This window comes from Diaphorobacter sp. MNS-0, from assembly GCF_019602835.1.
GTDB classification, from domain to species: domain Bacteria; phylum Pseudomonadota; class Gammaproteobacteria; order Burkholderiales; family Burkholderiaceae_C; genus Diaphorobacter; species Diaphorobacter nitroreducens.
Genome location: NZ_CP080761.1, coordinates 2,256,467 through 2,277,564, shown reverse-complemented (window position 1 = coordinate 2,277,564; position 21,098 = coordinate 2,256,467). Strand labels below are relative to the sequence as shown.

Here is a 21,098-nt window from a genome sequence, read left to right as displayed (position 1 = left end):
ACCGGCGCCAGGGGAGGGCAGCGAGAAGAGGAAGCTCATCCCATGAAACACATCATCGCCGTCCTGCTGGAGAACGAACCGGGTGCGCTGTCGCGCGTCGTTGGCCTGTTTTCCGCGCGGGGCTACAACATCGAATCGCTGACCGTGGCGCCCACCGAGGACGCGTCCCTGTCGCGCATGACCATCCAGACCCATGGATCGGAAGACGTGATCGAGCAGATCACCAAGCACCTGAACCGCCTCATCGAGGTGGTCAAGGTGGTTGACCTGACCGAAGGCGCCTACACCGAGCGCGAACTCATGATGGTGAAGGTGCGCGCCGTGGGCAAGGAGCGCGAAGAGATGAAGCGCATGGCCGACATCTTTCGCGGACGCATCATCGACGTGACCGAAAAGAGCTACACGATCGAGCTGACCGGCGACCAGTCCAAGAACGACGCTTTCCTGCAGGCCATCGACCGTACCGCCATTTTGGAGACGGTGCGCACGGGCGCCAGCGGCATCGGCCGTGGCGAACGCATCCTGCGTGTGTAAGTACGACAATCCCCCCGTTTTCCTTTCCCCCTGAACAGAATCCCAACCGGAGCGACCATGAAAGTTTTCTACGACAAAGACTGTGATCTGAGCCTCATCAAGGGCAAGACCGTGGCCATCATCGGCTATGGCAGCCAAGGCCACGCCCATGCCCAAAACCTCAACGACAGCGGCGTGAAGGTCGTGGTCGGCCTGCGCAAGGGCGGCGCTTCGTGGGACAAGGTCGGCAAGGCCGGCCTGACGGTCAAGGAAGTGAACGACGCCGTGAAGGAAGCCGACGTCGTCATGATCCTGCTGCCCGACGAGCAGATCGCCGAGGTCTATAAGAACAACGTCGAGCCCCACATCAAGCAGGGCGCCTCGCTGGCCTTCGCCCACGGCTTCAACGTGCACTACAACCAAGTCGTGCCCCGCGCCGATCTGGATGTGTGGATGGTGGCGCCCAAGGCCCCCGGCCACACCGTGCGCAACACCTACACCCAGGGCGGCGGCGTGCCCCACCTGGTGGCCGTGCACCAGGACAAGTCCGGCAAGGCCCGTGACCTGGCGCTGTCCTACGCCATGGCCAATGGCGGCGGCAAGGCCGGCATCATCGAGACCAACTTCAAGGAAGAGACCGAGACCGACCTGTTCGGCGAGCAGGCCGTGCTGTGCGGTGGCGCTGTCGAGCTGATCAAGATGGGCTACGAGACGCTGGTGGAAGCCGGCTACGCCCCCGAGATGGCCTACTTCGAGTGCCTGCACGAGCTCAAGCTCATCGTGGACCTGATCTACGAAGGCGGCATCGCCAACATGAACTACTCGATCTCGAACAACGCCGAGTTCGGCGAGTACGTGACCGGCCCTGAAGTGATCAACGAGCAGTCGCGCGCCGCCATGCGCAATGCCCTGAAGCGCATCCAGAACGGCGACTACGCCAAGATGTTCATCCAGGAAGGCCGCCTGAACTACCCGAGCATGACGGCCCGCCGCCGCAACACCGCCGACCACAGCATCGAAGTGGTGGGTGCCCAGCTGCGTGCGATGATGCCCTGGATCGCCAAGAACAAGCTGGTGGACCAGACGCGCAACTGATGCGCGAGCGCGGCCGGGCCGCGCTGGCGTCTTTCCCTAAGGCCACCCTGGTGGCCTTTTTTGCGTGCGGGGCAGCGGCTACACTGCGTCCTTTTCCGCACGCGTGTGCGGAACAAAAATACTATTGATTTTATAGCTGTTGGCGCTTGCTGGATGGGCGCTGGAGGTCGATTGAATGCATGATGGCAACGACGCCGCCGAAAACACGGGCGTGATGGTGCGCAAGCGCCGCAAGGGCATCTACATCCTGCCCAACCTGTTCACGCTGGCAGCGTTGTTTGGCGGGTTCTACGCCATTGTCATGGCCATGAATGGCCGCTTCGACTATGCGGCGGTGGGAGTGTTCTGCGCCATGGTGCTGGACAGCCTGGATGGCCGCGTGGCGCGCATGACCAACACGCAAAGCGCGTTCGGCGAGCAGATGGATTCGCTGTCGGACATGGTGTCCTTCGGCGTGGCGCCTGCACTGATCGCCTACGAGTGGGCCCTCAGCGGCCTGGGGCGCTGGGGCTGGATCGCGGCCTTCGTCTACTGTTCATGCGCTGCCCTGCGGCTGGCGCGCTTCAACGTCAACACCGGCACCGTGGACAAGCGCTGGTTCCAGGGGCTTCCATCTCCGGCCGCGGCGGCGCTGGTGACGGGCTTTATCTGGCTGCTGTCCGACGCGGGTGTGCAGCGTGGGCAGGACGGCCTGCTGACCTGGAGCCAGCTCTCCTGGGTGATGTTCGGGCTGACGCTGTACGCCGGGCTCACCATGGTGACCAATGCGCCGTTCTACAGCTTCAAGGACCTGCACCTCAAGCGCAGCGTGCCCTTCACGGCCATCGTGCTCATCGTGCTGGGGATCGCCATCATCAACATCCATGCGCCCACGGTGCTGTTCAGCATTTTCGTGGCTTATGGATTGAGCGGCTACGGCGTGTATGCATGGCGGCGTGCCAAGGGGTATCGGGCCAGCGTGATCAGCACCTCTAAGGACGAGCCTGAGGAGCGCGGGTTGCACGAGTAGCCCTGCGTGTCGCCGTGTGTTTTTTGTGCTAGAGTCGTTCGCATGCATTTCCTGTCGCTAGCACTACTACTGAACTTGTCCCTCGGGCAGGCATAGTAGCGCGCGCGTACACACCTACTTCCCACGGCCCGTGAGCACCAGCGACGGGCCGTTTTTGTTTTTCCGGGGTCGCTGGAGCACAGGTCAGACACCTACCTTGTTCCACGAAAGAGAGAATTCCGATGCTGCAGAACCCCGCCGCCAAATACCGTCCCTTTGCCCCCGTGCGCTTGACGGACCGCACCTGGCCCGACGCGGTGATCGACCGCGCGCCCATCTGGTGCAGTGTGGACCTGCGCGACGGCAACCAGGCGTTGATCGAGCCCATGGACATCGCGCGCAAGATGCGCATGTTCGAGCAACTGGTGAAGATCGGATTCAAGGAGATCGAGGTAGGCTTCCCGTCGGCCTCCCAGGTCGAGTTCGACTTCGTGCGCAAGCTCATCGAGGAAGACCGCATTCCTGACGACGTGACCATTCAGGTGTTGACCCAGGCGCGTGACCATCTGATCCGTCGGACGTTTGAGGCTTTGGAAGGCGCGCCCCGCGCCATCGTCCACCTCTATAACGCCACCGCGCCCGTGATGCGCCGCGTGGTGCTGGACATGAGCGAGGAGGAAATCGTGGAACTGGCGCGTGGAAACGCGCAGATGTTCAAGGACATTGCTGCCCAGTACCCCCTTACCGACTGGACGTTCCAGTATTCGCCTGAGATGTACTCGGACACCGAACTGGAATTTTCCAAGCGTGTGATCGATGCGGTGACCGACGTGTGGCAGCCGACACCCCAGAAGAAGTGCATCATCAATCTGCCGACCACGGTGGAACACTCCACGCCGAACATCTTCGCGGACATGGTCGAGTGGACGCACCGCCACATCCAGCGCCGCGACAGCGTGGTGCTGTCGGTGCACCCGCACAACGACCGCGGCACCGGCACTGCAACGGCAGAGCTGGCCTTGATGGCGGGCGCTGACCGCCTGGAGGGCTGCCTCTTCGGCAACGGCGAACGTACGGGTAACCTGGACGTGGTGAACGTGGCCCTCAACATGTACACGCAAGGCGTGCATCCGGGGCTGGACTTTTCGGACATCGACGGCATCCGCAGCACCGTGGAGTACTGCAACCAGTTACCCGTGCACCCGCGCCATCCGTACGTGGGCGATCTGGTCTATACCTCTTTCTCCGGTTCGCATCAGGACGCCATCAAGAAAGCATTTGCCGCCCGGCGCGAGGGCGATATCTGGGAGATGCCCTACCTGCCGATCGATCCCAAGGATCTGGGGCGCAGTTATGAAGCCATCATTCGCGTCAACAGCCAGTCCGGCAAGGGCGGCATCGCGTATCTGTTGGAGAGTGAATACGGCGTGCAACTGCCGCGGCGCTTGCAGATCGAGTTCAGCCAGGCAGTGCAGCGCGAAATGGACGCCAGCGGCAAGGAGCTCACGGCCGCCGATCTGTGGAGTTTGTTCGAGCGCGAATACCGTCTGGACGAGGCAGCAACGCCGGTATACCGTATGGAAGGCGAAAACGGCACGGTTGCATTGCGCGGACAACTGCCCTGGCAAGGCCAGACGCTGCAGATTGAAGGCGAAGGCACAGGCCCGATCGACGCATTCGTGCAGGCCGTGGCCGCTGCGCTGGACTGCGATGTGCGCGTGCTGGACTACAACGAACATGCCATCAGCGAGGGCGCCCACGCCAAGGCCGTGGCCTATGTCGAGATGCGCATCGATGATCGCCACGCCGTATATGGGGTGGGCATGGATGCCAATATCGTGTCAGCCTCGATCCGTGCCATTCTTTCGGGGCTGCAGCGTGCTCCGCAAGTCCAAGCCCAGGTGATGGTTGCCTGATTCCCTATCCCCACAACGACCTCAAGAGACGATCCATGACCGACAAGCTCATCATTTTCGACACCACCTTGCGCGACGGCGAGCAGTCGCCGGGAGCTTCCATGACGCGCGATGAAAAGCTGCGCATTGCCCGTCAACTGGAGCGGCTGCGTGTGGATGTGATCGAGGCGGGTTTTGCCGCCAGTTCCAACGGCGACTTCGAATCGGTGCAGGCCATTGCGCGCGCAGTGAAGGACTCCACGGTCTGCTCGCTGGCACGTGCCAACGACCGGGACATCGCACGTGCTGCCGAGGCGCTCAAAGAAGCGAGCCGCGCGCGCATCCACACATTCATCGCCACCAGCGCGCTGCACATGGAAAAGAAGCTGCGCATGACGCCCGAGCAGGTGCTGGAGCAAGCCAGGCAGGCGGTGCGTTTTGCACGCAACCTGGTGGAGGACATCGAATTCAGCCCCGAGGATGGCTACCGCAGCGACCCGGACTTCCTGTGCCGCGTGATCGAGACGGTGATCGCGGAGGGCGCCACCACCATCAACGTGCCCGACACCGTGGGTTACGCCATTCCCGAGCTGTACGGCAACTTCATCAAGAACCTTCGCGAGCGCATTCCCAACAGTGACAAGGCCATCTGGTCCGTGCACTGCCACAACGATCTGGGCATGGCGGTCGCCAACTCGCTGGCGGGTGTGAAGATCGGCGGGGCACGCCAGGTGGAGTGCACCATCAACGGCCTGGGCGAGCGTGCGGGCAATTGTTCGCTGGAGGAGGTGGTGATGGCCGTGAAGACGCGGCGCGACTACTTCGGCCTGGACGTCGGCATCGATACCCAGCACATCGTGGCCGCCAGCCGCATGGTCAGCCAGACCACCGGCTTTGTGGTGCAGCCCAACAAGGCCGTGGTGGGCGCCAATGCGTTCGCCCACGCCTCGGGCATCCACCAGGACGGCGTGCTCAAGGCGCGCGACACGTACGAGATCATGCGCGCCGAGGATGTGGGCTGGAGCGCCAACAAGATCGTGCTGGGCAAACTCAGTGGCCGCAATGCGTTCAAGCAACGTCTGCAGGAACTGGGCGTCCAGTTGGAGAGCGAAGGCGAAATCAACGTGGCGTTTGCCAAATTCAAGGAACTCGCCGACCGCAAGAGCGAGATCTTTGACGAGGACATCCTGGCACTCGTGAGCGACGAAAGCGTGACCAGCGAGAAGGAGCAGTTCGGCTTCGTGTCCCTGGCGCAGCACAGCGAAACGGGCGAGCGGCCCGAGGCGACCATCGTGTTCACCGTGGACGGCAAGGAAGTCCGCAGCTCCTCGGAGGGCAATGGCCCGGTCGATGCCTCGATGAAGGCCATCGAGGCGCATGTGCGCAGCGGTGCCGAGATGGTGCTGTACTCGGTGAACGCCATCAGTGGCTCCACCGAAAGCCAGGGCGAAGTCACCGTGCGGTTGCAGAGCGCCGGCCGGGTGGTGAATGGCGTAGGGGCCGACCCCGACATCGTGGTGGCATCGGCCAAAGCCTACCTCAGTGCCCTGAATAAATTACAAAGTAAAGCTGAGCGCGTGGCAGCACAGGGCTGATACCGCGTCCTATAATTCAGGCACTTTCTAAAAGAGTCGCGCAAGGTATTGATCTTGCGCGACTTTTTTTGATTTTGTACACTGCCACACAGTTTTTGCTGCTTGGAGCATTTGATGCATATGCGCGCTCGCATCGTCTCCCGTATCTCTCAGGGATTGGCCCTTTTGGTGATGGGCATCGCACTGGCCTCGCCGGGCGTGCATGCGGCCGAACGCAAGAAGGCGGTGGCAAAAAAAGCCGCGTCCACCACGGTTGCCAAACGCACCCCCGCTAAATCGTCGGCCAAGGCGCCCCGCCGGACCGTGGCCGTGAAGGCGGCGCGCGCGTCTGCAGTGAGTGCCCGTGCGCCCGTGCGCGTAGCGGCGGAGCCCGCGCGCCTCTCGTTCGGGCAGTTGGCAGGGCTGCACGATGTGAGCGATCCGCTGGACCTGAAGTCGAGCGTGGCGCTGGTGATCGATCAGGACACGAAGGAAGTTCTCCTCAGCAAGAATGACCATGCCGTGCTGCCCATCGCCTCGTTGACCAAGCTGATGACCGGCTTGCTGGTTTCCGAGGCGAACTTGCCCATGGACGAGCTCATCACGATCACGCAGGACGACGTGGATACGGAAAAGGGCAGCGGCTCGCGGCTTGCGGTGGGAACGACACTCTCGCGCGGTGAACTGCTGCACCTGGCCCTCATGTCCAGTGAGAACCGCGCCGCCCATGCGCTGGGACGCACGTTCCCGGGCGGGCTGGATACGTTCGTGGCGCGCATGAATGCCAAGGCGAAGCTGCTGGGCATGGCGGATACGCGCTTTGTCGAGCCCACCGGCCTGTCCAGCCGCAACCAGTCCAGCGCGCACGATCTGGCGACGCTCGTGAATGTGGCGCATGGCGACGCATTGCTGCGTGAACTCTCCACGTCTCCAAGCCACGAGGTCGCCGTTGGCCGGCGCACCCTGCAGTACAACAACACCAACCGGCTGGTGAAGAGCCCTTCCTGGGATATCGGCCTGCAGAAGACCGGCTACATCTCGGAAGCGGGGCGCTGCCTGGTGATGCAGGCCGAGGTGGCGGGCCGCAAGCTGATCATGGTGTTCCTCGATTCGGCAGGAAAGTTCAGCCGTCTGGGCGACGCAGAGCGCGTGCGCTCCTGGGTCGAGAAGACTCACCCCAGCGCCGGCGCCATCCTGCACGCAGGAACCAACGGTTAGCCGCGGCTGACTGCGGCCACGGGTCGCATGCGTCTTGCGACACACCCGCCGGACGGCCGGCGTCAGGCCATTCAGGTCTTGAGCGGGCCGTCCAGGGCCGTGCGCTGCCCCGCCGTATAACCCAGCGCCTGGGAGATTTCATCGGCGGTGGACTGGAGCTTGGGCAGCCATCCGTCATCCAGTCGGTCAGCGGGCGCTGAAATTGACAGGCCTGCCACGAGCTGGCCCTGGTCGTCAAAGACCCCCGCCGCGATGCAGCGCACCCCGAGTTCCAACTCCTCGTTGTCCCGCGCAATGCCGTATTGGCGCGCCTTGCCCAGCTCACGTTCCAGGATGGGCAACTGGGTGATGCTGTTGCGCGTGTGCCCTGGCAGGCCGGTACGCGTGGCGTACGCGCGCACGCGCTGCGGATCGTCGGCCGCAAGGAAGAGCTTGCCCGTAGAGGTGAGGTGCAGCGGGGCGTGGCCGCCAATGGCGCGCACCACCTGCATGCCCGAACGCTCGCTGTAGGCGCGTTCCACGTACACGATCTCGTCCCCCTGGCGCACGCTGAGGTTCACCGGTTGCTGGATCTGCTTGTGCAATTGCCGCATGGGTGCCATGGCGGCGTCGCGCACGCTCAGGCGCCCCTTCACCAGATTGCCCAGCTCCAGCAGGCGCATGCCCAGGCGGTAGCTGCCCGACTCAGGACGGTCCACGAAACGGCCGATGGTCAGGTCATTGAGGATGCGGTGGGTGGTGGACGGATGCAGGCCCGTCTTCTCGCTGATCTCCTTCAGCGAGATGGCTTCCTCGCGCGAAGCGAGTACGTCAATCAACTGGAACATGCGCTCCAGCACCTGGACACTGGGTTTGGCGGGCGCGTCCGGCGAGTGTTTCTTCATGAGGCAGGGCAGAACCAAGGAACCGGTGATTTTATCTTGTGAAATGCCGCGCTGCTTTTACTCACTGGCTGTCCGGCCGGTCCGTGCCTCCCTCAGTGCAGCGCCAGGCCTCGTGCAGGGAACCGCCGCAGCGAAGACTTGAACGCAGGTTGATAAAAACTTGCGGCCTAGCCACCCCAATCGGTAGGCCAGGCCGGGACCGGATCTTCAACTGCGGAGCAAGGTCCCGCTGCGCTCAAGCGCCGCGGGTGACCGGTTGGGCCGCACCACGACCGTAGGTGCCGTATTTGCCCAGTTCCCATTTGGCGATGGCGTTGCGGTGCACCTCATCCGGGCCGTCGGCGAAGCGCAGGGTGCGCGCGTTGGCATAGGCGTAGGCCAGCGGGAAATCGTCGCTCACGCCGCCGCCGCCATGCACCTGCATGGCCCAGTCGATCACCTGGCACGCCATGCTGGGGGCGACGACCTTGATCATGGCGATCTCGGTCTTGGCGACCTTGTTGCCCACGGTGTCCATCATCCAGGCGGCCTTGAGCGTGAGCAGGCGCGCCATGTCGATCTTGCAGCGGGCTTCGGCAATGCGTTCCTGGGTCACGCTCTGTTGTGCCAGCGTCTTGCCGAAGGCCACCCGGTTGCTGGCGCGGCGGCACATCAGTTCCAGCGCGCGCTCGGCCTGGCCGATCAGGCGCATGCAGTGGTGGATGCGCCCGGGGCCCAGGCGTCCCTGGGCGATCTCGAACCCACGGCCTTCGCCCAGCAGGATGTTGTCCACCGGCACGCGCACGTTCTCGAAGAGGACTTCGGCGTGGCCGTGCGGCGCATCGTCATAACCGAACACGTTGAGTGCACGCACCACCGTGATGCCTGGCGTATCGGCTGGCACCACGATCATGCTTTGTTGCGAGTGCTTGGGCGCCTCGGGGTCGGTCTTGCCCATGGTGATGAACACCTTGCAGCGCGGGTCGTTGGCGCCGCTGGTCCACCACTTGCGCCCATTGATCACGTAATGGTCGCCCTGGCGCTCGATGCGCGTTTCGATGTTGGTGGCGTCGCTGGAGGCGACATCGGGCTCGGTCATGGCAAAGGCCGAGCGCATGCGCCCTTCCAGCAGCGGCTTGAGCCACTGGGCCTTGATGGCCTCGGACCCATAACGCGCGATGGTCTCCATGTTGCCCGTGTCGGGGGCCGAGCAGTTGAACACCTCGCTGGACCACAGCACGCGGCCCATGATCTCCGCCAGCGGCGCGTACTCGGCGTTGGTCAACCCGGCGCCTTCGTAGCCCGATGCTTGGGCGGTGTCCACCGGCAGGAACAGGTTCCACAGCCCCGCGGCCTGCGCCTTGGGTTTCAGGTTTTCGATGGTTTGCAGTGGTGTCCAGCGCCTGCCCGCGGCGGTGTTGGCCGCCATCTCCTCGGCATAGGCCTTCTCGGCGGGGTAGATGTGGTCGTCCATGAACTGGATCAGGCGCGCCTGCAGTTCCTTGGTCTTGGGCGAGTAATCGAAGTCCATGGGGTGCTTTCTCGTCAGTGGGGAAGGGGGATCAACTCTTTTGCGCGAAGGACCACGCCAGCTGCGCCATGGGCCGTGCGGTGGCGCCAGCGGCCTTGGCCTGTGCGCTGGCGGCCGTGCCGGCCTCCACGCGCTTGGCAATGCCTTGCAGGATGGCGGCGATGCGGAACATGTTGTAGGCCAGGTAGAAGTTCCAGTCCCGGTGCAGCGCATCCACGTCGGTGATGCCGGTGCGTTCGCAGTAGCGCTGGATGTAGTCGCGCTCGCACGGGATGCCCAGCGCCGCCAGGTCCAGCCCGCCGATGCCCCGGCTCAGCGATGCGGGGATGTGCCAGCTCATGCAGTGGTAGGCAAAGTCCGCGAGCGGATGGCCCAGGGTGGACAGCTCCCAGTCCAGCACCGCGATCACACGTGGCTCGGTGGGGTGAAACACGAGGTTGTCCAGCCGATAGTCGCCATGCACGATGGAAACGCGGGTTGCGTCGCGCGCGCTGTCGGGCATGTGCGAGGGCAGCCATTGCATCAGTGCGTCCATCTCGGCGATGGGCTGGGTGACCGAGGCGGTGTACTGCTTGCTCCAGCGCGAGATCTGGCGTTCGAAGTAATTGCCCGGCTTGCCGTAGTCCGCCAGGCCGCGCGCCGTGAAGTCCACCCGGTGCAGGGCGGCGATCACGCGGTTCATCTCGTCGTAGATCGCCGCGCGTTCGGCCGGCTGCATGCCGGGCAGCGACTGGTCCCACAGCACGCGGCCTTGCATGAACTCCATCAGATAAAACGCGCGCCCGATGACGGACTCGTCCTCGCACAGCGCAATCATGCGCGGCACGGGCACGTCGGTGCCGGCGAGCCCGCGCATGACCGCGTATTCGCGCTCGATGGCGTGTGCCGACGGCAGCAGCTTGGCCACCGGGCCGGGCTTGGCGCGCATCACATAGCTGCGCGTGGGGGTCACAAGCTTGTAGGTGGGGTTGGACTGGCCGCCTTTGAACATCTCCACCGTCAGCGGTCCGGCAAACCCTTCCACATGCTGCGACAGCCAGGCAGTGAGCGCGTCGGTATCGAAGGCATGCTGCTCGGAGACGGGGCGTGTGCCGATGAAGTGCTCGAAGTTGCTCATGGGGATGGAGGGTTCTTTCAAAAAAGTGAGCTGCTTGCGCTTGTCAGCTATGGAATTCAAAGACTTTTCACATGGAAGCCATTGCGGGACAAGCGCTGGAAGCTATGGTTTTTGTAAACCTGGCTCATTGGTTGGCTTCGGAGATGCGCATCAGCGCATCCCGGTCGCGTATCACGAGGCCGCCGGGCTCGATGCGGATGGCGTCCTCGCGCTCCATGGCCTTCAGCTCCTGGTTCACGCGCTGGCGTGACGCGCCCAGCAACTGCGCCAGTTCTTCCTGGGCCAGTTGCAGGCTGATGCGCACTTCGTTGCCGTCGGACAGGCTGGGCACGCCATAGCTGCGCACCAGGTGCAGCAACTGCTTGGCCAGCCGCGAGCGCAGGGGCAGGGTGTTGAGGTCTTCCACCAGCCCGAACAGCTGCCGGATGCGCCGCGCATGCAGCCGCAGCATGGCCTCGTACAGTTCCGAGTGCTGTGCAAGGATCTTCTTGAAGTCGGCCCGCGCCACGCACAGGATGGTGGTGTCGCCATGGGCGTAAGCATCGTGCGTGCGCCGGTCCCCGTCGAAGATCGCCACGTCGCCGAACCAGATGCCCGGCTCCACATAGGTCAGCGTGATCTGCTTGCCGGAGATCGAGGTGGAGCTCACGCGCACGGCGCCGCGCGCGCAGGCAATCCATTCCTCGGGCGGGTCGCCGCGTGCTGCGATGAGTGCGCCATCCTTGAAGCGTTTGACGTAGGAACATCGCAGTATGTCGTGGCGCAAAGAAGGGGAGAGGGAAGAAAACCAGCGACCTGAGTTGATCGCCTCGCGTTCATCGATGGTAAGAATCGGATCGTCCATGGTCTGTCGTTTGCGTGACTGGGTTGCAGTCCATTGTCGCGTGAGGGACCGGGGCGCGGGGAGCGGGCTGTCACATGGGCGTCCGCGGGCGCGCGCGTGCTGGCGCCGCTGCCGCGGAGCCAGCAATGCCATGGATGGGTTTGAATGAGGCAAGCCGCCGACGCTTGACCGTCAAGCGTTAGTAGCTATAAAAATAGTAGCTTTAAGCGCGTGGGTCGGCAGAAGCCGCCCAGGTTTCGCCCGCCGGGGCATGCTGGAGGTTGCGCACGAAGTGGCTGCGTTCCAGCGCGAGCTGTTCGGTGAAGCTGTGGTGCCGCGCCTCGCTCACCAGTTCCTTGATGCTCGCCAGCGCATGGGGCGGGCCATCGTTCAGGCGCTGGGCCAGCGCCAGCGCCTCATGCAGGGCGCGGCCGGGATCGGCCAGCCGGTTGACCATGCCCAGGGACTGCAGTCGTGCGGCGTCGATGCGGTCGCCGCACATCAGGATCTCATGCGCCAGCGCGCGGGGCAGCATTTGCGCCAGGCTCCAGCTGGCACCCCCATCGGGCGACAGGCCCGCGTGGACATGGTTCATGGCAAACACCGCGTTGCGCGCGGCCACCATCAGGTCGCATGCCAGCGCGAGTGAAAACCCCGCGCCCTTGGCTTCACCCTCCACGGCGGCGATCACGGGCTTGGGATGGGTGCGTATCGCCTCGATCCAGTGGTGCAGCAGATCCAGGCCATGCACCTGCGCTGGCGCGCTCTGATGCCGCAACGCCTGTAGCCGCTGGGGACTGCTGCCGGCGCTGAACAGGCCGTCCGCGCCCGTGATGACCACGCAGCGCACGTCGGGATTGCGCTCCGCCACGTTCAGGGCCTCGATGCCCGCCGCGCAGATGGCCGGCTCCAAGGCATTGCGCAGCTCGGGGTGGCGAAGGGTCAGGACCAGGGTCTGGCCCTGGCTGGTGCTTTGCAGTTCGGCGGGCATGGCGGCGCGGGTGGTTGCAGGGTCAGGGTTCTTCGTGCGTCAGGCTCAGGCCGATGGCGCCGCGCCGGCGCAGCCAGGGGCTGGGGCGGTAGCGCGGGTCGCCGTACACGGTCTGCATGTTGAAGAGCACTTCCAGGATGTTGGTGGGGCCCCAGCGGTCGCCCATGGCCAGCGGGCCCAGCGGGTAGCCCAGGCCCAGGGTCACGGCGGTCTCCAGGTCCTTGGGGCTGCAGATGCGCTGCTGGCAGATGTCCGCGGCGATGTTGACGATGCTGGCCACGACGCGCTGCGTGACGAAGCCGCCGCTGTCGCGGATCACGCTCACTGGCTTGCCGTCGCGCGCGAACAGCGCGTGCGCGGCGTCGCGCATGTCTTCGCGCGTGGCGGGGTTGGTCGCCAGCACGCGCCGGCGGGTGGCCGCGTCGTCGATCAGCATGTCGATGCCGATGGTGCGTGCGGGGTCCAGGCGCTCCACCACGGCCACGGTGGTCACGTCAAAGCCGAGTGGCGCGACCAGCGTGAGCGCCTGGGCCGAGGGCGAGGTGCCCGTCTCGATCGTTGCCCCCAGGTCCTTGAGCAACTGGTACAGCTCGGCGCGGCGGGCTGCGCGCGTGGAGACCCAGACCGGCGGGAGGCCCGATACCTCGGGCACCGGCGGCTCGGCCGGCAGCTCGGGCGCACCGTCCACGTAGCGGTAAAAGCCCTCGCCGGACTTGCGGCCCAGCAGGCCGCCGCTCAAGCGCTGCGCCGTGATCACGCTGGGGCGAAAGCGCGGCTCGTCGTAGTACTGGCGGTAGATCGACTCCATGACCGGGTGCGACACATCGAGCGCGGTGAGGTCCAGCAACTCGAAGGGGCCGAGCTTGAAGCCCACCTGGTCGCGCAGGATGCGGTCCACGGTGGCGAAATCGGCCACGCCCTCGCTCACGATGCGCAGCGCCTCGGTGCCGTAGCCCCGCCCTGCGTGGTTGACGATGAAGCCCGGCGTGTCCTGCGCCATCACCGGGGTGTGGCCCATGGCGCGCGCATAGCCGGCCAGGCGGGTGCAGACATGGGAGTCCGTGCGCAGGCCGGCCACGACCTCGACCACCTTCATCAGCGGCACCGGGTTGAAGAAGTGAAAGCCTGCCATGCGCTGCGGCCGCTGCAGCGGTGCGGCCACGGCGGTGATGGACAGCGATGACGTGTTGCTGGCCAGCACGGCTTCGGGCGAGACGATGGCTTCGAGCTGTTTGAGCAGTTCCTGCTTGGCATCCAGTCGCTCGACGATGGCTTCCACCACCAATTCGCAAGCCGCGAAGTCGTGCAGCGACGTGACGGGAACCAGCCGCTGCACCAGAGCCGGCAACAGGCTCTCGTCCAGCCGACCCTTGTCCACCAGACGCTGCCACTGCTGGTGGATGTGGGTGCGGGCGGCGTCGGCGGCGCCGCCATGGGTGTCATAGAGGTAGACCGTGCTGCCTGCCTGGGCGGCGATCTGCGCGATGCCGCGGCCCATGGCGCCAGTGCCCACGATGCCGATTGAAGTGAAGACCGTTTGCATGGCGGCAATTATCTAGCGCTATCGGATGCGGCAGGGTTATGGCAAAATTTATAAACAAATTGAAACCATTGTGTTTATGCGTAACCTACTTGTCGGCGCCTGGATCTATGCCGCAGCGTTTGGGGCCAGCGCGCTTTCGCTTGGCGGCAGCCACGGCACAGTGGTTCTGGGGTCCACGATCGATCTCACCTTCGAGGTACGGCCCGATCCCGGCAAGACCGTCGCGTCTTCCTGCCTCGGGGCGCGGCTGGTCTTAGGCGCAACCACTGTCCCCGAAACGCGTGTGCATGTCACTCCCCTGGAAGGAGGCGCCATTCCGATGGTGCGCGTGCAGGCGCTCATTCCCGTGGATGAGCCGGTGCTGACTGCCACGCTCACCGCCGGCTGCGAAGGGCGTGTGTCGCGCACCTACACGTTCCTGGCAGACCCGCCCGGCACTGCACCCCCAGCGGCACGGCAGCCCATCGATCTGTCGCGCCTGGCGGTGCCCGCACCACGCGCTACGCCGCAAGTGCGGAATGCATTGGGCGGCGAGGGGGAGGGCGCACGCACGGTCCGGCGGCCTCGTGCGCAGCCGCGTGTTCCCGCGGCGTCCACGCATGCCCCGGCCGAGCGGGCGGCACGCCCATCGCGGGCGGCTAAGACCGCCACGACGCTGCGCATCGGCGCCAAAGCCTCGCCGCCCGCGGCTGCGGCGGCTCCCTCCCGCCTGGTAATGGAACCCCTGGATTTGGGTCCTGACAATGCGTCCGCGCTGCAGCTCACGCGCGAGCCGCCCCAGATGTCGCCGCGCCCCAGCGAGGCCTTGCGTGCGGAGTCGGCCGCGTGGTGGCAGGCGCTGGACACTTCGACGGCCCAAACACATCGGTTTGAAGAGCGGCTCAAGAGGCTCGAGGCCGATGCGGCCGCGCAGGGCCAGCTGGTGGAGCGCGAGCGCGCAACGGCGGCTGAGCTGCGCGAGCGCCTGGCGCAGGTGGAGTCGCAGGGGTTCCCCGCGACCGTGGTGTACATGCTCGCGGGGCTGCTGGTGCTCGCGCTGGCCTGCATTGCCTGGCTGCTGCGCCGCACGCGGCGCGAGGCGCTGCAGGCATGGCGTGACTCGGTGGCACTCAGCGGTGGCCTGCGGGCCGGGGCCGTGGCCGCGGAGGGCCCTGACGGCAAGCTCCGGCTGCAGGTGGAGCCGGATGCGCGCGATGTCTGGCAGCCGACAGCGCCGCCGCCGCAAGGGTCGGACAGTGGGCCGCCTCCGCTCGCGCCTACTACCGCGCCAGTGAGTGCACCCGCGGCGGCTCCAGGCCCCGCGGTGGCGGCGCCGGCTGTGGAGCCCTTGCAGGCAAGGGCCCAGTCCGGTGTGCAGCCCGAGTCGCTGTTCGATCTGCAACAGCAGGCTGAATTTTTCACCTCGGTGGGCGAGCACGAGCAGGCGATCCATGTGCTGCGCCAATACATCGCGCAGCACGGCGAAGACTCGCCGCTGGCGCATATTGAACTGCTGCGGCTGTACCACCAACTGGGGCGAACCGACAGCTTCGACGGCCTGCGCGCGCAGGTCGAGGAGCGGTTCAATGTACGCGTGCCTCCATTTGCACAGTTCCAGCAACTGGGCCGGAGCCTGGAAGACCACCCCGAGGCGCTGGCACGGGTCGAGGCGGCATGGTCCTCGCCCGAGGTCCTGGCCGTGCTGGAGGGCCTCTTATTTCACCGGGGACAGACGCAGGGCGAGGGGCCCTTCGACCTGGCGGCGCTGGACGATCTGCTGCTGCTGCTGTCCATCGCCCAGACCACACCCGCACATTTGCGCGGTGCGCCGCCGCCCCGCGCGCGCACCACCCCGCGTGCCACGCCAGCGCTCCACCCGATGGGCGCGCAGGATGGGTCGGGCCGGTCGTTGGACTCGATGGCGGCCGGCCTGGCGCTGCTGCCGGTGGATGACGGCTCGCCAGCATCCACTTGCGTCGCCGCGGTGGACGTGGTCGTGTCCGGGCCGCCTCACATCACCCTCAGCGATCTGCCGCCCGTGCCCGTCACCCCGGCGCCCGCGCAAGGGCAGGCCGTGGGTTTTGGCATGGAAAACGACAAGCTGGAGTTGCGCTTCGAACTGGAGCAGTCGCAAAAGAACCGCTTCTGAAGCGCGAACGCCCCCCGTGCGCGGACGGGGCTATCGCCTGCCGGCGTCGATGGCCCGCATGAGCTGCGCCGCAGCGGCTTCCGGCTGATCGGCCGCCACCACGGCGCGCACCACGGCAATCGACCCCACTCCGGTGGCCAGCACTTGCGGGAACTGGGCCAGGCCAATGCCGCCGATGGCAACCAGCGGATAGCCGCGCATCAGCCGGGCATAGCCCGCCAGCCGCGCCACGCCCTGGGGCACTGTGGCCATTTTCTTGAGCGTGGTGGGGAACACCGCGCCCATGGCGATGTAGCTGGGGCTGGCCGCGTCGGCGCGCACCATCTCGGCGTAGCCATGCGTGCTTACGCCCAGGCGCACCCCGGACCCGCGCAGCGTGCGCAGCTCTTCGGGGCTCAGCGCATCCAGATCCTCCTGGCCCAGGTGCACGCCATAGGCCCCGGCCGCGATGGCCTGGCGCCAATGGTCGTTGATGAACAGCAGCGAAGCGGTGCCTTGCACGGCCTGCACTGCGGCGCGTACCTCGCGCGTGATGGCCGCAGGGTCGTCACTTTTGAAGCGCAGCTGCACCGTCGGCACGCCGGCCTGCGCCATGCGGCCCACCCATTGGGCATCGGGCAATACGGCGTAGAGACCCAGGTTCTGCGGGCAGGCTGCAAAGGGGTGCGCATGGGGGCGCGGCTGCAGTCCGAAGTCTGCCGGCTCGTCGGGCCACTGCGCCGGGTCGAAGCGGCCGGTGCGCCGCGTCTGCGCAGCCCAGGCGCGGGCCAGGCAGTCTGCGTCATGGGCGATGAAACCCAGGGCGCTGCAGGCCGCAAGGGCTGCGCGGTACACGGGGTCTTCCACGGTTGTCGCCGGCATCGGCTGCGGCGGGAAGTCCGCAAACGCCGACGCATGGTGCTGGCGGATGGCTTGCTCCATGGCGGCTGCGGAAGGCAATGGCGCGGCGGCTTGCGGCATGCTCAGTCCTGCGCGTGGTGCCAGAACGGCGTGCCCAGCACGGGCGTGCTGGGTTGCGCCGCCTCCTGCGGTGTCATCGCGCCGGCCATGCGGGCGGCGCGGCCTGCGGCCACGGCATCGGCAAAGGCGCCGGCCATTTGCACGGGGTCGGTCGCCAGGGCCACGGCCGTGTTGAGCAGTACGCCGTCGTAACCCCATTCCATCACCTGGCAGGCGTGGGACGGCAGGCCGAGGCCGGCGTCCACAAGCAGCGGCACGTCCAGGCGCTCGCGCAGCAGTTGCAGGCCATAGGGATTCACCGGGCCGCGGCCCGTGCCGATGGGCGCCGCCCACGGCATGACGGCCTGGCAGCCCACGTCCACCAGGCGCTGGCACAGCACCAGGTCTTCAGTGCAGTAGGGCAGCACGTAGAAGCCTTCGCGGACCAGTTGCTCGGCTGCCTGCACCAGGTTCAGCGTATCGGGCTGCAGCGTGTAGTCGTCGCCGATCAGCTCCAGCTTGATCCAGGGGGTGTCGAAGACTTCACGCGCCATATGGGCGGTGGTGATGGCTTCCTGCAGGCTATGGCAGCCGGCGGTGTTGGGCAGCACCGGCACCTGCAGGCGCTTGAGCAGTTCCCAGAAGCTGCTGCCGGATTCGGCCGGGTTGCTGCCCTGGCGGCGCAGCGATGCGGTGAGCATCGCGGGCCGCGCGCGCTGCACGGCGGCCTCCAGCACGGCGGGAGACGGGTAGCGCGCGGTGCCCAGCAGCAGGCGGCTCTGGAACGCCTGGCCGTAGAGCACCAGCGTGTCGGGGGAGGATGTAGGACTGTTCATGAGCAATGGTTTCAACCGCCGGTGACCGGCGCAATGATTTCGATCTGGTCGCCGGACTGCAGGGCGTGCGAGGCATAGCGGGCACTGGGCACGAACTGCAGGTTCACGGCCACGGCAAACGGGGGCTGGGGGGCCAGGTGGGCCACGGCGTCGGCGACGGTAGCGCCATCGGGCAGTTGCACGGCGTTTTGGTTGATGAATACGTTCATGTGTGCAGCGCAGCTTCGCGGTCGAGCTGCAGCGAGAGGTCGAATCCAGGGGCGAGCTCGGATTGTCCCGTGTTCAGCACCTGCATGACCACATCGAGCATGGCCGGTGCGATCATGAAGCCGTGGCGGTACAGACCGTTGACCTCCAGCACGCGATCCTGAACTACGCGCACGGCGGGCAGGTTGTCGGGCAGGGTGGGGCGGCAGTGGGTGGAGATCTCCAGGATACGCGCCTCGGCAAAGCCCGGGTGCACGGCGTAGGCGGCGCTCAGCAGCTCCAGCGTGGAGCGCACGCTGGCGGGCGACATGTCGTCGGATTCGATCTCGGTAGCGCCGATGACGAACAGGTGGTTCTCCTTCGGTGCGATGTAGATCGGGTAGCGGGGATGCACGATGCGCGTGGGGCGCTGCAGCGTCACGTCGGGCGCGTGCAGGCGTACCACCTCGCCGCGCAGCCCGCGCAGTTGCGGCCATTGCGCACGCGCGCCCAGGCCCCGGCAGTCCAGCACCCAGTCGGGCTGGCCGGCCTGGCCGGGAGTGAAGTCGGCCGGCTGGCGCGCGCTGCCCCAATGCGTGACCACGCCCAACTGGTCCATGGTGGCGGCCAGCGCGGCCAGGGCCTGGCGGTTGTCCAATTGGCCCTCGCCGGGCAGGTACAGGCCCTGGTGGAAGCGCTGTGCGGCCGTGGGCTCCAGTGCAGCCACGCCAGCGCTGTCCAGCGCCTGCATGCGCGGCAGCCCGGGCACCAGGCCTTGGGTCTGCTCGAACTTCAGGCGCATGCGCGCGGCTTCGGGTGCGTCCTGGCGGTGCCACAGGATCAGCGTGCCGTCATGTTGGAAGTACACCGGTGCGGCCAGCGGTGCCAGCAGCTCGGGCCAGCGCGCCAGCGAGTGCACGCCCATGCGCACCACGCCGGGCTCGGCCACGATGGATTCGGCCAGGGGGGCCACCATGGCGGCGGCCACGTAGGCTGCGGCGCCTTCGGCGGCACGGGTGCCGGCCTCGTGCACCTCAACGGCGTGGCCCTGGCGGGCGAGTTCGACGGCCAGCAGGCGGCCCATGAGGCCCGCGCCCAGGATGGTGACGCGGGAGGAGGAGCGAAGGGTGGGGAAAGTGTGCATCGTGTCCGTGATGAAAGGCCAGGCCAAACAACCAAAGGACAAAACGGGAGCGCGCGGCGCGCCGATGCTGTTGAAACTCCCCACGCCAGCATGACCTGGATCGGGTGCTTAGGGTATTTCTCAGTCGCCTGCCGCTTTCGTCAACACGTTCTTAGTGCGGCGGGGACACCCCTGTTTCGTCCGTGGCCGGCATTACAGCACAGGGGTGGTGCCCCTGTTGTTGACGTGGCGCAGGCTCTGGCGTTGCCGCGGCTGCGTTGAATGCGCTGCGGCTTGGCCGATAATTTTTGCCATGAACCAAGAGACACAGACGCCCGGCGGTGGCCGGCGCTATGCGCGCGTGTTGACCATCGCGGGCTCGGACAGCGGCGGCGGCGCGGGCATTCAGGCCGACCTGAAGACCTTCAGCGCCCTGGGCTGCTACGGCATGACCGCGATCACCGCCATCACCGCGCAGAACACGCGCGGCGTGACGGGCATCCACGGCATTCCGCCCGAGATGCTGCGCGCACAGATCGACGCCGTGGTCGAGGACATCGGCGTGGACGCGGTGAAGATCGGCATGCTGCATTCGCCCGAGGTGGTGCAGGTGGTGGCCGACGCGATTCTTCGCCATGGCTTGCCCAACGTGGTGCTGGACCCGGTGATGGTCGCCACCAGCGGCGACCGGCTGATTGCCGAGGAAACCGTGGGAACGCTGGTGCGCGCGCTGTTCCCGCTGGCCGCCGTGGTCACCCCCAACCTGGACGAGGCCGGCTGGCTGCTGGGCCGCGCCATTGCCGACGAAAGCGCGCTGGACGCGGCCGCCACCGACCTGCTGGCGCTGGGCGCGCGCGCGGTGCTGCTCAAGGGCGGGCATCTGCCGGGCGACCGGGTGGTGGATGTGCTGGCCCTGCCTGGCGACGAGCGCCACCGCCTGGAAGCTGCGCGCATCGTCACGCACAACGGCCACGGCACGGGCTGCACCTTGTCGTCGGCGATCGCTGCGCACCTCGCATTGGGCCAGCCGCTGGCGCAGGCGGTGCGGTTGGCTCGCCAGTACATTCTGGGCGCGATCGCTGCCGGGGCCGATGTGCGCACCGGCCACGGCCACGGGCCGCTCAACCATGGCTATGCGCCGGTGGCGCAGCGTGTGATCGAGTAACGGGCGGCTGAGGGAGCGCCGGGCACCGCGCGCGCCACAGGCCCACACCGCCGCGGCACCCGAAATATCACCAGCCCCAGGTCAGGCGCCGGGCCACCCAGCCCTTTTGCCCGTCTTCGCGCTGCACCCGGGCCCAGCTACCCGACTGGCCCAGGCTGCGCACCACCTCATGCTGCTGCAGCTTGCCCACGGTCTTGTGCTGCTGGCCGGGGCCGGCGCGCAGGTTGGCGACGCGTGCCGTCACCACGCGGTGCGGCGCCTTGCTGGTCAGCGGCGCGTACACCCAGCCGAGCGGCTCCTCGAAATCCCGCACTTGGAGCCAACGGCCCTTGCGCTGCTGCACCTGCAGCGGATAGCCCCGGCCCAGCTCCCACAGCGTCGCCGAGCGGGTGCTGGGTTTCTCGCGCACGTTGACCGCATTGCCCTTGATGCTGACGAACTCGCGCGCCTGCACGCCGGCGGGCATGAGCAGGGGCAGGGCCAGCGCGGCGGCGGCCAGGGCTTTGGATAGGATGCGATGCGGCAGGGGCAGTGCGAAGGGCACGGGGTGATCTCCTTGGAGTTGGAACT

At 66.4% G+C, this 21,098-nt stretch carries 19 protein-coding genes and 1 riboswitch; of the genes, 8 read left to right on the top strand and 11 right to left on the bottom strand.

What is annotated here, in order from left to right; all coding sequences use genetic code 11:
• Positions 1-42 precede the first annotated feature (42 nt).
• The 6 genes from ilvN to K2L43_RS10790 all read left to right on the top strand — a co-directional run bounded on the left by ilvN (position 43) and on the right by K2L43_RS10790 (position 7,283).
• The gene (gene ilvN, locus K2L43_RS10815) at positions 43-534 is read left to right on the top strand and encodes an acetolactate synthase small subunit (RefSeq protein ID WP_011805034.1); all 492 of its coding nucleotides are present in this window, start codon (positions 43-45) and stop codon (positions 532-534) included.
• Between the two features lie 57 nt (positions 535-591).
• Positions 592-1,608 carry a ketol-acid reductoisomerase gene (gene ilvC, locus K2L43_RS10810; RefSeq protein ID WP_011805035.1) on the top strand — a complete coding sequence of 339 codons (1,017 nt, stop codon included), beginning with the start codon at positions 592-594 and terminating at the stop codon, positions 1,606-1,608.
• 175 nt (positions 1,609-1,783) lie between these two features.
• Entirely contained in the window at positions 1,784-2,617 is an 834-nt protein-coding gene (pssA, locus tag K2L43_RS10805; protein ID WP_220637533.1) for a CDP-diacylglycerol--serine O-phosphatidyltransferase, read from the top strand.
• Positions 2,618-2,838: 221 nt separating this feature from the next.
• Positions 2,839-4,512 carry a 2-isopropylmalate synthase gene (leuA, locus tag K2L43_RS10800; RefSeq protein ID WP_220637532.1) on the top strand — a complete coding sequence of 558 codons (1,674 nt, stop codon included), beginning with the start codon at positions 2,839-2,841 and terminating at the stop codon, positions 4,510-4,512.
• Positions 4,513-4,547: 35 nt separating this feature from the next.
• A complete protein-coding gene (locus K2L43_RS10795) occupies positions 4,548-6,086 on the top strand; it encodes a 2-isopropylmalate synthase (protein WP_135147787.1) in 1,539 nt (512 codons plus the stop codon).
• A gap of 114 nt (positions 6,087-6,200) precedes the next feature.
• Positions 6,201-7,283, top strand: a complete 1,083-nt coding sequence (locus tag K2L43_RS10790) for a serine hydrolase (RefSeq protein ID WP_088886588.1) — start codon at positions 6,201-6,203, stop codon at positions 7,281-7,283.
• A 71-nt stretch (positions 7,284-7,354) separates the two neighbouring features.
• Here the strand turns inward: K2L43_RS10790 and K2L43_RS10785 are convergent, their stop codons facing one another.
• The 6 genes from K2L43_RS10785 to K2L43_RS10760 all read right to left on the bottom strand — a co-directional run bounded on the left by K2L43_RS10785 (position 7,355) and on the right by K2L43_RS10760 (position 14,151).
• Positions 7,355-8,167, bottom strand: coding sequence for an IclR family transcriptional regulator (locus tag K2L43_RS10785; protein WP_011805040.1), 813 nt, complete (start codon positions 8,165-8,167; stop codon positions 7,355-7,357).
• A gap of 235 nt (positions 8,168-8,402) precedes the next feature.
• Positions 8,403-9,677 carry an acyl-CoA dehydrogenase family protein gene (locus K2L43_RS10780; RefSeq protein WP_103737727.1) on the bottom strand — a complete coding sequence of 425 codons (1,275 nt, stop codon included), beginning with the start codon at positions 9,675-9,677 and terminating at the stop codon, positions 8,403-8,405.
• 31 nt (positions 9,678-9,708) lie between these two features.
• Positions 9,709-10,794, bottom strand: a complete 1,086-nt coding sequence (locus K2L43_RS10775; protein ID WP_220637531.1) for a phosphotransferase — start codon at positions 10,792-10,794, stop codon at positions 9,709-9,711.
• Between the two features lie 124 nt (positions 10,795-10,918).
• The gene (locus tag K2L43_RS10770; RefSeq protein WP_047351330.1) at positions 10,919-11,638 is read right to left on the bottom strand and encodes a Crp/Fnr family transcriptional regulator; all 720 of its coding nucleotides are present in this window, start codon (positions 11,636-11,638) and stop codon (positions 10,919-10,921) included.
• A 202-nt stretch (positions 11,639-11,840) separates the two neighbouring features.
• Entirely contained in the window at positions 11,841-12,608 is a 768-nt protein-coding gene (locus K2L43_RS10765; RefSeq protein ID WP_220637530.1) for an oxepin-CoA hydrolase, alternative type, read from the bottom strand.
• A gap of 22 nt (positions 12,609-12,630) precedes the next feature.
• Entirely contained in the window at positions 12,631-14,151 is a 1,521-nt protein-coding gene (locus K2L43_RS10760; RefSeq protein WP_220637529.1) for a 3-hydroxyacyl-CoA dehydrogenase, read from the bottom strand.
• Positions 14,152-14,434: 283 nt separating this feature from the next.
• On the opposite strand from K2L43_RS10760, the gene K2L43_RS10755 reads away from it, so the two are divergent.
• The gene (locus tag K2L43_RS10755; protein ID WP_255580432.1) at positions 14,435-16,279 is read left to right on the top strand and encodes a hypothetical protein; all 1,845 of its coding nucleotides are present in this window, start codon (positions 14,435-14,437) and stop codon (positions 16,277-16,279) included.
• Positions 16,280-16,309: 30 nt separating this feature from the next.
• Here K2L43_RS10755 and K2L43_RS10750 read toward each other — a convergent pair whose 3' ends face one another.
• Genes K2L43_RS10750 through K2L43_RS10735 form a run of 4 tightly spaced genes read right to left on the bottom strand, consistent with a single transcriptional unit; the run spans position 16,310 to position 19,384 of the window.
• The gene (locus K2L43_RS10750; RefSeq protein ID WP_220637527.1) at positions 16,310-17,239 is read right to left on the bottom strand and encodes a thiamine phosphate synthase; all 930 of its coding nucleotides are present in this window, start codon (positions 17,237-17,239) and stop codon (positions 16,310-16,312) included.
• A 2-nt stretch (positions 17,240-17,241) separates the two neighbouring features.
• Entirely contained in the window at positions 17,242-18,054 is an 813-nt protein-coding gene (locus tag K2L43_RS10745) for a thiazole synthase (protein WP_196995468.1), read from the bottom strand.
• 11 nt (positions 18,055-18,065) lie between these two features.
• Entirely contained in the window at positions 18,066-18,263 is a 198-nt protein-coding gene (gene thiS, locus K2L43_RS10740) for a sulfur carrier protein ThiS (RefSeq protein ID WP_220637526.1), read from the bottom strand.
• The gene (locus K2L43_RS10735) at positions 18,260-19,384 is read right to left on the bottom strand and encodes an FAD-dependent oxidoreductase (protein ID WP_047351325.1); all 1,125 of its coding nucleotides are present in this window, start codon (positions 19,382-19,384) and stop codon (positions 18,260-18,262) included. The genes thiS and K2L43_RS10735 overlap by 4 nt, the downstream gene beginning before the upstream one ends.
• Before the next feature lie 60 nt (positions 19,385-19,444).
• Positions 19,445-19,567: riboswitch (TPP riboswitch) on the bottom strand.
• Between the two features lie 109 nt (positions 19,568-19,676).
• Here K2L43_RS10735 and thiD point away from each other — a divergent pair.
• Positions 19,677-20,528, top strand: coding sequence for a bifunctional hydroxymethylpyrimidine kinase/phosphomethylpyrimidine kinase (gene thiD / locus K2L43_RS10730; protein WP_047351324.1), 852 nt, complete (start codon positions 19,677-19,679; stop codon positions 20,526-20,528).
• Positions 20,529-20,595: 67 nt separating this feature from the next.
• Here thiD and K2L43_RS10725 read toward each other — a convergent pair whose 3' ends face one another.
• A complete protein-coding gene (locus K2L43_RS10725; protein WP_255580597.1) occupies positions 20,596-20,994 on the bottom strand; it encodes an SH3 domain-containing protein in 399 nt (132 codons plus the stop codon).
• Between the last annotated feature and the right edge of the window lie 104 nt (positions 20,995-21,098).

Coding starts and splice junctions, on each gene's coding strand:
- ilvN (WP_011805034.1), top strand. CDS start 43: ATGAAACACATCATCGCCGTCCTGCTGGAGAACGAACCGGGTGCGCTG.
- ilvC (WP_011805035.1), top strand. CDS start 592: ATGAAAGTTTTCTACGACAAAGACTGTGATCTGAGCCTCATCAAGGGC.
- pssA (WP_220637533.1), top strand. CDS start 1,784: ATGCATGATGGCAACGACGCCGCCGAAAACACGGGCGTGATGGTGCGC.
- leuA (WP_220637532.1), top strand. CDS start 2,839: ATGCTGCAGAACCCCGCCGCCAAATACCGTCCCTTTGCCCCCGTGCGC.
- K2L43_RS10795 (WP_135147787.1), top strand. CDS start 4,548: ATGACCGACAAGCTCATCATTTTCGACACCACCTTGCGCGACGGCGAG.
- K2L43_RS10790 (WP_088886588.1), top strand. CDS start 6,201: ATGCATATGCGCGCTCGCATCGTCTCCCGTATCTCTCAGGGATTGGCC.
- K2L43_RS10785 (WP_011805040.1), bottom strand. CDS start 8,167: ATGAAGAAACACTCGCCGGACGCGCCCGCCAAACCCAGTGTCCAGGTG.
- K2L43_RS10780 (WP_103737727.1), bottom strand. CDS start 9,677: ATGGACTTCGATTACTCGCCCAAGACCAAGGAACTGCAGGCGCGCCTG.
- K2L43_RS10775 (WP_220637531.1), bottom strand. CDS start 10,794: ATGAGCAACTTCGAGCACTTCATCGGCACACGCCCCGTCTCCGAGCAG.
- K2L43_RS10770 (WP_047351330.1), bottom strand. CDS start 11,638: ATGGACGATCCGATTCTTACCATCGATGAACGCGAGGCGATCAACTCA.
- K2L43_RS10765 (WP_220637530.1), bottom strand. CDS start 12,608: ATGCCCGCCGAACTGCAAAGCACCAGCCAGGGCCAGACCCTGGTCCTG.
- K2L43_RS10760 (WP_220637529.1), bottom strand. CDS start 14,151: ATGCAAACGGTCTTCACTTCAATCGGCATCGTGGGCACTGGCGCCATG.
- K2L43_RS10750 (WP_220637527.1), bottom strand. CDS start 17,239: ATGCCGCAAGCCGCCGCGCCATTGCCTTCCGCAGCCGCCATGGAGCAA.
- K2L43_RS10745 (WP_196995468.1), bottom strand. CDS start 18,054: ATGAACAGTCCTACATCCTCCCCCGACACGCTGGTGCTCTACGGCCAG.
- thiS (WP_220637526.1), bottom strand. CDS start 18,263: ATGAACGTATTCATCAACCAAAACGCCGTGCAACTGCCCGATGGCGCT.
- K2L43_RS10735 (WP_047351325.1), bottom strand. CDS start 19,384: ATGCACACTTTCCCCACCCTTCGCTCCTCCTCCCGCGTCACCATCCTG.
- thiD (WP_047351324.1), top strand. CDS start 19,677: ATGAACCAAGAGACACAGACGCCCGGCGGTGGCCGGCGCTATGCGCGC.
- K2L43_RS10725 (WP_255580597.1), bottom strand. CDS start 20,994: ATGCCCGCCGGCGTGCAGGCGCGCGAGTTCGTCAGCATCAAGGGCAAT.